The organism is Cupriavidus sp. WS, assembly GCF_000395345.1.
GTDB classification, from domain to species: Bacteria; Pseudomonadota; Gammaproteobacteria; order Burkholderiales; family Burkholderiaceae; genus Cupriavidus; species Cupriavidus basilensis_B.
In genome coordinates this window covers 1-11,750 of sequence record NZ_AQPL01000344.1, presented here as the reverse complement: position 1 = coordinate 11,750, position 11,750 = coordinate 1, and the positions used below count along the sequence as shown (strand labels likewise).

Annotated in this window: 9 protein-coding genes and 1 tRNA gene; 4 read left to right on the top strand and 6 right to left on the bottom strand. The window is 73.1% G+C overall.

The window, feature by feature from the left end; translation table 11 throughout:
- Together K206_RS0125710 and K206_RS0125705 are read right to left on the bottom strand one after the other, a co-directional pair.
- Nucleotides 1-749, bottom strand: a 749-nt coding sequence (locus K206_RS0125710) for a GntR family transcriptional regulator (RefSeq protein ID WP_020205254.1), incomplete at its 3' end; no start/stop codon positions are given.
- A 40-nt stretch (nt 750-789) separates the two neighbouring features.
- Nucleotides 790-1,770 carry a polysaccharide deacetylase family protein gene (locus K206_RS0125705; protein ID WP_020205253.1) on the bottom strand — a complete coding sequence of 327 codons (981 nt, stop codon included), beginning with the start codon at nt 1,768-1,770 and terminating at the stop codon, nt 790-792.
- Nucleotides 1,771-2,063: 293 nt separating this feature from the next.
- On the opposite strand from K206_RS0125705, the gene K206_RS0125700 reads away from it, so the two are divergent.
- The 3 genes from K206_RS0125700 (at nt 2,064) to K206_RS0125690 (ending at nt 6,771) form a co-directional block, all read left to right on the top strand.
- Nucleotides 2,064-3,239, top strand: a complete 1,176-nt coding sequence (locus K206_RS0125700) for an ABC transporter substrate-binding protein (protein ID WP_020205252.1) — start codon at nt 2,064-2,066, stop codon at nt 3,237-3,239.
- Nucleotides 3,240-3,313: 74 nt separating this feature from the next.
- Nucleotides 3,314-4,192, top strand: a complete 879-nt coding sequence (locus tag K206_RS0125695; RefSeq protein ID WP_020205251.1) for a branched-chain amino acid ABC transporter permease — start codon at nt 3,314-3,316, stop codon at nt 4,190-4,192.
- Entirely contained in the window at nt 4,189-6,771 is a 2,583-nt protein-coding gene (locus K206_RS0125690; RefSeq protein WP_020205250.1) for an ATP-binding cassette domain-containing protein, read from the top strand. The genes K206_RS0125695 and K206_RS0125690 overlap by 4 nt, the downstream gene beginning before the upstream one ends.
- Here the strand turns inward: K206_RS0125690 and K206_RS0125685 are convergent.
- From K206_RS0125685 to K206_RS0125670, 4 genes are all read right to left on the bottom strand, one after another.
- Nucleotides 6,765-7,892 carry a bifunctional nicotinamide-nucleotide adenylyltransferase/Nudix hydroxylase gene (locus K206_RS0125685; RefSeq protein WP_020205249.1) on the bottom strand — a complete coding sequence of 376 codons (1,128 nt, stop codon included), beginning with the start codon at nt 7,890-7,892 and terminating at the stop codon, nt 6,765-6,767. The genes K206_RS0125690 and K206_RS0125685 overlap by 7 nt on opposite strands.
- 37 nt (nt 7,893-7,929) lie before the next feature.
- A complete protein-coding gene (locus tag K206_RS0125680; RefSeq protein WP_020205248.1) occupies nt 7,930-8,373 on the bottom strand; it encodes a GNAT family N-acetyltransferase in 444 nt (147 codons plus the stop codon).
- A 311-nt stretch (nt 8,374-8,684) separates the two neighbouring features.
- Nucleotides 8,685-8,760, bottom strand: a tRNA-Cys gene (locus K206_RS0125675).
- A gap of 88 nt (nt 8,761-8,848) precedes the next feature.
- Nucleotides 8,849-9,805: a LysR family transcriptional regulator gene (locus K206_RS0125670; protein ID WP_020205247.1), complete on the bottom strand. Its 957-nt coding sequence runs from the start codon at nt 9,803-9,805 to the stop codon at nt 8,849-8,851.
- Between the two features lie 315 nt (nt 9,806-10,120).
- Here K206_RS0125670 and K206_RS0125665 point away from each other — a divergent pair, with 315 nt between their 5' ends.
- The gene (locus tag K206_RS0125665; RefSeq protein ID WP_020205246.1) at nt 10,121-11,713 is read left to right on the top strand and encodes an aldehyde dehydrogenase (NADP(+)); all 1,593 of its coding nucleotides are present in this window, start codon (nt 10,121-10,123) and stop codon (nt 11,711-11,713) included.
- Nucleotides 11,714-11,750 lie beyond the last annotated feature (37 nt).

The following is an 11,750-nucleotide window of genomic DNA, read 5'->3' as shown; positions in this document are numbered from 1 at the left end:
ATGCGCTGTTCCAGCTCGCGCAGGTGCGCTTCCATGCGCTGCACCGCGCCGGCGGCGTCGCGCCGCTCGATGCAGTCGACGATGGCGGCGTGTTCGTCGTGCTCGCACGGCGCGTGGCCGGGCGGCTCGTACAGGCCCACGATCAGCGAGCAGCGCGACACCAGCTCGGTCAGGTAGCGCTGCAGCACCGGGTTGCGCGCCAGCGCCGCGATGCGCAGGTGGAAGCCGCTCGCCAGCCGCGCCCACGAGGGCTGGTCGAAGCGGTGCATGGCTTCGTGCTCGGCGGCGAGCTGGGCGCGCAGCGCGCGCAGGTCGGCGTCGGTGACGCGCGCCACCGCCAGTTCCACCAGCACGCGCTCCAGCGCGCGGCGCGCCTCGAAGATCTGGCTGGTCTCGGCCGGCGTGGGCTCGGCGATGACCGCGCCCTTGTTGGGGCGCAGCTCGACGATGCCGTCGTGCGCGAGCTTTTCCAGCACGCGCCGCACCACCGCGCGGCCCACGCCGAACAACTGGCACAGCTCGGGCTCGGGCAGCTTGGTGCCGGGCGTGAGGCGGTGGTTGAGCACGCCGTCGAAGATGGACTGGTAGATGCGCGTGTCGGCATCCGGCGCGGCCGCGCCGGCGGGATCGATGGCGGGATCGATGGCGGGATTGATGGCTGAATCGGCGGCGGCGGCGGCGCGCTTGCGCGCGGCCTTGGGCGGCGCGCCTGCCGGTCTGGCGGTGCGGGGCGATGCGGTGCGGGGCATGACGTCGGCCGGGGACGGGTTAGCGTTCGAGCGCATGATGTTAGCGCGAAGCGGTGACGGGCAGCGGCGCCACCTGTTCGAGGTGGTCGCAGATCGCGCCCGGCGTGGCCAGCCACACGCCGCCCTGCGCCGCGCGCGCGGCGATGTGCGCCAGCGCGCGGCGCAGGTGGCGCAGCCGGTAGGGCTGGCCGACCAGGTAGGGATGCAGCGCGATGCCCATCACCAGCGGCTGCGGGTGCAGCGGGTGGTCCGCCTGCGCCAGCATCTCGTCGAACTGGTCGACGATCATGTCGGCGAAGGCGCGACCGTCCATCTGGCGGCCCACGATCATCGGGATGTCGTTGAGCTCCTGCGGATAGGGAATCGCCCACAGCGGGCCGGCGCGCGTATCCATGCGCACCGGGCGGTCGTCGTGGCACCAGTTGAGCGTGTAGCGGTAGCCGGTCTCGGCCAGCAGGTCGGGCGTGCGCGCGGTCTCGGCGATCCACGGCGACAGCCAGCCCGACGGCGCCGTGCCCGCGTGCGCGGCGATGCGCGCGCGGCAATGGCGCAGCAGCGCGCGCTCGCCGGCTTCGTCGAGCTCGCTCTGGCGGCGCGCGTTGGTGTGGCCGTGGCCGATCAGCTCGTCGCCGCGCGCGAGGAAGGCGTCCACCACTTCGGGGCAGTGGTCGTAGAGCGCGGTGTTGATGATGACGCCGGCCGGCAGCGCCAGTTCGTCGAACAACTCCAGGCAGCGCCACACGCCCACGCGGTTGCCGTACTCGCGCCAGCTGTAGTTGAGCACGTCCGGCTGCGGCGAGACCGGGCCGAGGTTGGCGCCCAGCCCCTCGCCGAAGGCGAAGTGCTCGATGTTGAAGCCGAGGTAGACCGCCAGCCGCGCGCCGCCGGGCCAGCGGTAGTCGTCGGCGTCGGTGATGGGCCGGTACGGGAAGCGGCCGTGCGTGCGCAGCGGTCCGAACTCGTGGCCAGGCTCGGAGCCGGCCGGCGCCTCGGCGGCGGGGGAAAGCAGGTCTTGCGTCATGGTCCGGTGGTCTCGCGTCGTGCCCGCCCTGGCGCCGCTTCGGTGCAGCCCCGCCACCGCTCAGGGCGCCGGGCACCGACATCGTGCAGGGACGGGCTGCGTTGATCGTATGCAACTTCTTTGCAGGATCGTTCGCAAAAAGCAGGCCATATCGTCTACGTATCGAATTCCGCGTCGTCGCGGGGTTTCACCCCGCTTCGCCGACGGATGGCATGCGTCTTGCGAGCGGCAGTGCCCGTAGCCCATTCCCATCCTCGCCTGCCCCTGCTTTTTCCCATTTCCGGAGAACTGCCATGACCACCGTCTCTCGCCGCGCCGTGCTGGCCGCCATCGCCGCCGCCTGCGCCTTGCCCGCCCTGCCCGCGCTCGCGGCCGACACCATCAAGATCGGGCTGGTCACGGCCCTGTCCGGCCAGTCGGCGCGCGCCGGCGAGGCGCTCACGCGCGGCATGACCATCGCCATCGACGAGATCAACGCCAAGGGTGGCCTGCTGGGCGGGCGCAAGCTGGAGCTGGTGCGGCGCGACGACGAAGGCAACCCCGCCAAGGGCGTGCTGGCCGCGCGCGAGCTGATCTACAAGGAGAAGGTCGCGGTGCTGTTCGGCGGACTCGACACGCCGGTGTCGATGGCCATCGTGCCGATCGCCAACCAGGAGAAGGTGCCGTTCATGGGACCGTGGGCGGCCGGCACGCCGATCACGCGCAACGGCGCCAATCCCAACTACGCCTTCCGCGTCTCGGCGGTGGACGAGGTGGTCGACAAGGCCATGCTGCAGTACGCGCAGAAGAGCTTCAACGCCAGCAAGCCCGGCCTGATCCTGGTCAACAACCCGTGGGGCGAATCGAACGAGAAGGGCATCGTCGCCGCGCTCGCGGCCAAGGGCATGAAGCCGGCCGGCGTGGAGAAGTTCGAGGCCAACGACGTCGACGTGGTGCCGCAGCTCGGCCGCCTCAAGGCCGCCGGCGCCGACGTGCTGTTCATGGTCGGCAACGTGGGGCCGTCGGCGCAGGTGGTGAAGTCGCTCGACCGCATGGGCTGGAAGGTGCCGGTGGTCTCGCACTGGGGCCCGGCCGGCGGGCGCTTCACCGAGCTGGCCGGCGCCAATGCCAGGAACGTCCACTTCGTGCAGACCTACAGCTTCTTCGGCACGCCCACGCCGGTCAGCACGCGCGTGGTCGCCGAGCTCAAGGCCAAGTACAGCGACATCAAGGGCCCGGACGACATCACGCCGGCGGTCGGCGTGGCCAACGCCTACGACGCCACGCAGCTGGCCGCGCTGGCCATCGCGCGCGCCGGCTCCACCAAGGGCGACGCGGTGCGCGAGGGCTTCTACAAGATCGACCGCTACGAGGGCCTGATCAAGACCTACGTCAAGCCGTTCACGCCGGAAGTGCACGACGCGCTGAGCGAGAACGACTACGTGTGGGCGCAGTTCGTCGACAACCGGATCGTGCCGGTGGCGAAGTAAGGCGGGAGCGTCGTTGCGGGCGCTCCCCCGAACTACATCCGCATAGAAAGAGAAAGGCACCACAAGGACTCACCATGTTATGGATCTCCGCCCTCATCAGCGGCCTCGGCCTGGGCAGCATGTACGGGCTGATGGCACTGGGCTTCCACATCACCTACGCGGTCTCGGCCACGGTCAACTTCGCGCAGGGCAGCTCGATGATGCTCGGCGCGGTGCTGGCCTACACCTTCGCGCAGACGCTGGGCTGGCCGATGCCGCTGGCGGTGCTGCTGGCGCTGGCGCTGTGCGCGCTGTACGGGCTGGCGGTGGAGTTCCTGGCGGTGCGCCCGTTCGCCAGCCGCGGCTCCAATGCGTGGCTGATGGCCACGGTGGCGCTGGGCATCGTGCTCGACAACGTGGTGATGCTGACCTTCGGCACCGAGCCGCGCAGCCTGCCCTCGCCGCTGGCGGCATCATCGATGCAGCTTGGCGACACCGGCGTGGGCGTCTATCCGCTGCAGTTGCTGATCCCGGTGATCGGGCTGGCGCTGGCGGGCGTGCTGCATCTCGCGCTGCGCCGCTCGCGCTGGGGCGTGGCGATGCTGGCGGTGGTGCAGAACCGCGACGCCGCGCGCCTGATGGGCATCCCGATCCGGCGCCTGGTGGCGGCGTCGTTCGCGCTGTCCACGCTGCTGGCCGGCATTGCCGGCGTGCTGATCGCGCCGCTGTTCAACGTGCAGTCCGACATGGGCACCGTGTTCGGCCTCAAGGCCTTCGCGGTGGCCATCCTCGGCGGGCTGGGCAGCGCCTGGGGCGTGATGGTGGCGGGGCTGATCTTCGGCGTGGCCGAGGCGCTGGTGACGGCGTCGCTCGGCTCGGGCTACACCCAGATCATCACCTTCACGCTGGTGATCGTGCTGCTGGCCATGCGGCCTGACGGCCTGTTCGGGCGCGCGGAGGTGCGCAAGGTATGAACGATTCCACTCTGGCATCCGCGCCGCGGGCAACGCCCGCCGCCGACGCGCCGAAAGCGCCGCTGCTGGGCCTCGGCACGCCGCTGCAGGTCGGCGCGATGGCGCTCGCGCTGGCGGCCGCCGGCGCCGCGGCGCTGCTGGTCAACGGTTACTTCGTCTTCGTCATCGCCGGGGTCGCCATGCTGGCGATCTGCGGCGTGGGCCTGAACCTGCTGCTCGGGCTGACCGGGCAGGTCTCGTTCGGCCACGTGGGTTTCTATGCGATCGGCGCCTACGCGGTGGCGGTGCTGACCGGGCAGGCCGGCTGGAGCTTCTGGGCGGCGTGGCCCGTGGGCGCGCTGCTGGCGGCGGCCACCGGCGCGCTGCTGGCGCTGCCGGCGCTGCGCGTGAAGGGGCCCGGGCTGGCGATGGTGACGATCGCCTTCGGCTTCATCGTCGAGCACGGCGCGGTGGAATGGCGCGCGCTGACCGGCGGGCAGAACGGCCTGATGGGCATCGCCCAGCCGGCGCTGCCCGGCGTGGACGGCGGCGAGCGCGCGCTGGCGCTGATCGCGCTGGTGGTGCTGGGGCTCGCGCTGGCGGCCTATGCGCGCATCGCGCGCGGGCCGTGGGGCGCGGCCATGCGCGCGGTGCGCGACAGCGAGACCGCGGCGGCCTCGGTCGGCATCGACCCGCTGGTGGTCAAGACCGTGGCGTTCGCCATCTCGGCCGCGCTGGCGGGGCTGGCCGGCGGCCTGTTCGCGCCGCTGCAGGGCATGGTCACGCCGGGCATGTTCTCGTTCCTGCAGTCGATCCTGTTCGTGCTGGTGGTGATGATCGGCGGCGCCGGCACGGTGGCCGGGCCGGTGCTGGGCGCGGTGGTGGTGGGCGTGCTGCCCGAGCTGCTGTCGAGCCTGGAGAACCTGCGCCTGCTGTTCTTCGGCGGCCTGCTGTTGCTGGTGCTGTGGGTGGCGCCGGGCGGCATGGCCGGCCTGCTGGCACGGCTGTGGCAGCGCGCGCGCGGGCCGCGCGCCGCGCCGCGCGAGGGCGCGGCCGCCGGGCTGCCGCAGTTGCCCACCGAGGCGCGGCGCGGGCTGGCCGCGCGCGGCCTGTCGATGGTGTTCGGCGGCGTGCGCGCGGTCGACGACCTGTCCTTCGACCTGCCGGCCGGCGCCGTGACCAGCCTGATCGGCCCCAACGGCGCGGGCAAGTCGACCGTGCTCAACATGCTGTCCGGCTACTACCGGCCGCGCGCCGGCGGCCGCAGCCTGGGCGAGGCCGCGCTGCCCGCACGCGGCGCGTGCCACAGCGCGCGCAACGGCATCGCGCGCACCTACCAGACCTCGCAGCTGTTCGCCGGCATGAGCGCGGTGGACAACGTCGCCATCGCGCTGCGGCGCGGGCGCCTCGGGCCGCTGCTCGGCATCGCCGGCTTCAACGCGCCGGCGGTGCGGCGCCAGGCGCTGGCACTGCTGGCCGCGTGCGGCTACGCCGGCGACCCCGACGCCGGCGCGGCCGACCTCGCCCACGTCGACCGGCGCCTGGTGGAGATCGCCCGCGCGCTGGCCACGCGCCCCGCGGTGCTGCTGCTCGACGAGCCGGCCGCCGGCCTGTCGCGCGAGGACAAGGCGCGCCTGGGCGCGCTGCTGCGCGGCATCGCCGCCAGCGGCATCGCGGTGGGGCTGGTGGAACACGACATGTCGCTGGTGATGGACGTGTCCGACGGCATCGTGGTGATCGACGCCGGCCAGCACCTCGCCGCGGGCACGCCGGCCGCCATCCGCGGCGACCCGCAGGTGCGGCGCGCCTACCTGGGCGAGGCCGGCGCGCTGGCCGGGCAGGACGGCGCGCGGGCGCGCAAGGCGTCTTCCGAGGCGTTGCCGGAAGTGCTGGGCGTGTCCGCGCTATGCGCGGGCTACGGCGCCGCGCCGGTGCTGCACGACGTGGCGCTGCAGGTGCGCGAAGGCGAGATGGTGGCGCTGCTCGGCGCCAACGGCGCCGGCAAGTCCACGCTGATGCGCGCGCTGTCGGGCCTGCACCGGCCGGTGCAGGGCGGCATCACCTTCGACGGCACCGACCTGGCCCGGCTCGACGCCGAGCAGATCGCGGCGATGGGCGTGGTGCTGGTGCCGGAAGGCCGGCAGGTGTTCCCGGAACTGTCGGTGCTCGACAACCTGCGCCTCGGCGCGTTTCCGTCCGGCCCGCTGCCGCACATGGAGATGGTCAAGCGCGTGGAGGCCATGATGGCCCGCTTCCCGCGCCTGCGCGAGCGCCAGCATCAGCGCGCCGGCCTGCTGTCCGGCGGCGAGCAGCAGATGCTGGCGATCGCGCGCGCGCTGATGTCGCGCCCGCGCGTGCTGCTGCTGGACGAACCGTCGCTGGGGCTGGCGCCCAAGGTCATCGCCGAGCTGTTCGATTCGCTGGACCAGTTGCGCGAGGCCTCGATCAGCATCCTGCTGGTGGACCAGATGGCGGCGCTCGCGCTGGCGCTGGCCGACCGCGGCTACGTGATGGAGGAAGGCCGCGTGGTGGCCAGCGGCCCGGCCGACCGGCTCGCGCGCGATCCGGCGCTGGCGCAGGCCTATCTGGGCGGTCACTGAGAAGCCGGCTCGCCGTCGGCCGCGTCGGCCCCGTCGAACAGATGCAGGAAATGGTCGAGGATCAGCAGGTGGTCCTCGAACATCTGCCCTTCGCGCGCCAGCAGTTCGTGCTGCGGCACCCAGCGCACCGCGGCCGCGTCGTCGGCGGCGTCCACCTCGGGCAGCGCGTCGAGCGCGAGGTCGAAGAAGAACGCATGGGTCAGCGTGCGCCCGCGCTGGCTGCGTTCGGGATGGTCGAACAGCGCCTGCCCGCGGCACGCCTGCCGCAGCGCCGCCTTGGGCAGGTCGAAGCGGGTCTCCTCGTCGAGCTCGCGCAGCACCGCGTCGGCCACGCGCTCGTGCTGGTCGAGGAAGCCGCCCGGCAGCGCCCACGCGCCGCGCCCGGGCTGGCCGCCGCGGCGGATCAGCAGCACGTGGCCGCGGCAGCGCACCACCGCATCGACGGTGACGAACACCGGCGGATACGGCGCGGCCGCCCAGCGGCGGCGATGGTCTTCCAGGAAACGGTACTCCGCCAGCAGCACGGCGAAGGCCTCGCTGCCGGCGAACTCGCGCAGGAAGGCCGCGACCGGGGCCGGCAGCACGTGCGCCACGCCGTCGAGCGCGCCGGCCTGCGCGAACCACTGGCGGCGCACGTCGGCCGCGTTGAGCTGGCCGAAGCTCGGCTGCGGCACCAGCGGCCAGCCGGGAAAATCGTTGAGATACCCCGAGGAAGCATCCTTGAAATGGCCGAACAGGCCGACGCGCGCGGCGGCCTTGCCGCCGGCCTCCGCCTCGAGCGCCGCGCCCACGGCGGCGCGCACCGCGGCGGCCCAGCGCTGGCCCTGGTAGTAGTCGCGCACGGCGACGAAGCGCAGGTCGGCCACGCGGGCGGCGTCCCAGCCGGCCACCGCGGCTTCGATCATGCGGCGGCGCTCGGTTTCGGTAAACGGGTTCTTCACGGTGCGCGCGCCGCCGGCCGAGCCGAGCACCACCACCACCGCGCGCGCCTGCGACAGCGCCCGGCGCAGCATGGCGAAGTGTCCGTCGTGGAACGGCTCGAAGCGGCCGATGTAGACCAGGTAGTCGAATGGCGCCGGCTCCGGCTGCATGGGTGCCGCCACCGGCGTGGGCGAGGTCATCGGTATTTCATCTCTGTGTCATCCGGCGCTGGCCGGCCTATTTCAGCTCGCAGCACATGCACAGCGGCAACGCGCCTTCCTGCCGCTGGAACTCGCGCGAGGCGCGCACCGCCGGCGGCAGGCACTCCGCCGAGATCAGCGAGAAGCCGTAGCGGGCGAAGTAGTTGGGACAGTTGGCGCTGAGCAGCACCGCCCGCACGCAGCCGTTGGCGCGCGCGCGCATCATCGCGGCGGACACCATGTGGGTGGCGACGCCGCGGTCGCGGTATGGCGGCAGCACCGCCACCGAACGCACCACCACCGTGTCGCCGTAGGCCTCGGTGCCGGCGCAGCCGACCAGCAGGCCGTCGAGCAGGGCGACATGGAACGACGCCAGCGACGGATCGAGGTCGTCGCTGGCAAGCCCGCAGGACTGGAGTATTTCCGCGATGGCCGGCCAGTCGGCCGGTTGTGCGGCGCGGACACGCAGATCTCTTGTCATTGCAATTATCTCCCCGCCACGCACGATGACGGAGGTTGTCATGGATGGACTGCGTTGACTTCACACTACATGATTCGGCCGACTTGTTCCAGCCGGGAATACGGCAGGAAACCCTCTGTGCGCATGGCGCGGGCGCGCGGCGAACGGCGGGCCACATCGCGCGGGGTCGCATCACGCATTTGGGGGAACGGCGGGGGAACGGCGGGGAAAAAAGGAAAGAAGGAAAACGGGAAAGGCGCGCGGAGCGCCTGCCGCATGCCGCGGCGGCCACACACATGGCCGATGCGCGAAGCGGCACCGGCCAGCGATGCTGGAGGCGGGGGGAACGGAATCGAACCGCCGTGTACGGCTTTGCAGACCGTCGCATAACCACTCTGCCACCCCGCCGCCGAGGAGGACGCCGCGCTGCGCGTCCTCGTTCAGTGCGGGGCGCAGTGTATCCGGAAACGGAAAACTCTGCACGGCGCGGCGCGCATCAGGCCGGCTGCGGCACGCCGGCGGGCCGCCCCGCGAACAGTTCGTCGATCAGCAGGCGCGCGCCCGGCGACGGCGCCGAGCCGGCGCGGCTGACCACGCCGAACGGCTCTTCCAGCGACGGCAGCGTGACCGGCAGGCGCGCCACCAGCCCGAAGCGCTCGCCGAACAGCGCCACCTCGCGCGGCATGACCGCCACCAGCGTGGGGTCTTCCTGCAGCATGGCGAAGGTGGTGAAGGTGGAGGCGGTCTCGAGCGGGAAGCGCGGCGCCTTGATGCCGGCGCTGGCGAGCTCGCGCTCCAGCGCCACGCGCATCGGCATGTCGACCGGATAGGCGATCCAACTCGAGCCGGCCAGCGCTTCGAGCGCCACCGCCGGCGCGCCGGCGAGCGGATGCGCGCGGGCCACCACCACCGACAGCGGCTCCTCGTCCAGGCGCAGGCAAGTGTAGGCGTCGGGCCGGCGGCTCACGCCGCTGCGGCAGATGGCCACGTCCACGCGGCCCTCGTCGACGAGATCGAGCAGGCGCGCGCTGGTGTCCTCCACCACTGCCACGGACAGCGTCGGATGCTTGCGGCGCAGCGACGCCAGCGCCCGCGTGAGCAGCGGCACCGCGCCCATGATGGTGCCCACCGCGAGGTGCCCGCCGTGGCCCTGCGCGATGGCGGTCATCTCTTCGCGCAGATGTTCGAGGTCGCTGTAGATCAGGCGCGCGTAGCGGATCACGCAGCGGCCCAGGTCGTTGGCGACCAGCCCCTTGGGCTGGCGTTCGAACAGCGGCATGCCGAGCAGGGTCTCGATCTCGCGCAGCACCCTGGTCGCGCCCGGCTGCGAGATGGCGATCTCGTCGGCGGCCTTGTGCAGCGAGCCGTGGCGGTCGAGCTCGATGAGCAGGCGCAACTGCTTGAGGCGCAGGCGCGAGGCGAGGATGTGCAGCGAGGGAACGGTGTGGCTCATGGCGATGGCGGCGCGGGAGGAAGCGCCACTATATCGGCTGCGGCGCCCGGCGGGCTTGCCGGGGCGCCCCCGGGGCGTCCCGCGCCGGGTGCGGGAACCGGTCCCGGGCCGCCGGCCGATGGCGCCCGGCCGGCAGCACCCGGCCGATAGCACCCAACCGATAACGCCCGCTTATCACCCCGGGCCGAAACGTCATTGGCCGGGCGCGGCCGCGGCCGCTACAGTCGACGGCCCGGACGCGCGGCCGGCTCGGCCACGCCGCGCGCCTCGTTGCGGATCGCAGCACCATCCCCCCATCCACAGGAGACCATCGCCATGCCGGAAACGTCGGGCTACAACTACATCGGCGGCGAGCGCCGCGCGGAAGGCTCGGCCTTCCTCTACAGCGTCGACGCGGCCAGCGGCGAACGCCTGCCGCTGCGCTTCGTCGAGGCCACGCCGGCGGAGATCGACGCCGCCGCGCAGGCCGCGGCCGCCGCCTTCCCGGCGTTCCGCGCGCTCGCGCCGGGCCGGCGCGCCGAATTCCTCGATGCCGTCGCCGACGAGATCGACGCGCTCGGCGAGGATTTCGTCGAGCTGGTCTGCCGCGAGACCGCGCTGCCGGCCGCGCGCATCCGCGGCGAGCGCGGCCGCACCAGCGGCCAGATGCGGCTGTTCGCGCAGGTCCTGCGCCGCGGCGACTTCCTCGGCGCGCGCATCGACACCGCGCTGCCCGCGCGCCAGCCGCTGCCGCGCCCGGACCTGCGCCAGTACCGCACCGGCATCGGCCCGGTGGCGGTGTTCGGCGCCAGCAACTTCCCGCTGGCGTTCTCCACCGCCGGCGGCGACACCGCCTCGGCGCTGGCCGCCGGCTGCCCGGTCGTGTTCAAGGCGCACATGGGCCATATGGCGACCGCGCAGGCGGTCGCCGACGCCATCCTGCGCGCGGCGGACCGGCTCGGCATGCCGGCCGGCGTCTTCAACATGGTGTTCGGCGACCGCGTGGGCGAGCGCCTGGTCAAGCATCCGGCGATCCAGGCGGTGGGCTTCACCGGCTCGCTGCGCGGCGGGCGCGCGCTGTGCGACATGGCCGCCGCGCGGCCACAGCCGATTCCCGTGTTCGCCGAGATGAGCAGCATCAACCCGGTGCTGCTCATGCCGCGCGCGCTGGCGCGCCGCGGCGCGCAGGTGGCGGCGGAGCTGGCGGCGTCGGTGGCGCTGGGCGCCGGGCAGTTCTGCACCAACCCGGGCCTGGTGCTGGGCGTGCGCGGCGAGGCGTTCGGCGCGTTCGTGGCGCACCTGTGCGCGGCGGCCGAGGCGCAGCCCGCGCAGACCATGCTGAGCGCGGGCGGGCTGGACCACTACGCGCACGGCTCGCAGGCGCTGGCGGCGCACCCGCGCGTGGCGCGGCTGGCCGGCGCGGCGCCGCGCGACGGCAAGGCCGGCGCCCAGGTCTTCAAGGCCGACGCGGCGCTGCTGCTCGCAGGCGACGCGCTGCTGCAGGAGGAAGTCTTCGGCCCTGCCACGGTGGTGGTCGAGGCGGCCGACGCGGCGGAGCTCGGCCGCCTCGTCGACAGCCTGCGCGGCCAGTTGACGGCCACGCTGATCGCGGACGACGACGACCTCGCCGACTGCGCCGCGCTGGTCGCGCGGCTCGAGCAGAAGGTGGGCCGGCTGCTGGTCAACGGTTATCCGACCGGCGTGGAAGTGTGCGACGCGATGGTGCACGGCGGCCCCTACCCGGCCACCTCGGACCCGCGCGGCACCTCGGTCGGCACCCTGGCGATCGACCGCTACCTGCGCCCGGTCTGCTACCAGAACTTCGCCGACGCGCTGCTGCCCGACGCGCTGAAGGATGGCAACCCGCTGGGCATCGACCGGCTGGTCGACGGCGTCCACACGCGCGCGCCGGTGAGCCGGCCCGCATAGCGGGCGCCGCGCGGGCGGGGCGGGCGCGCGGCGGCCT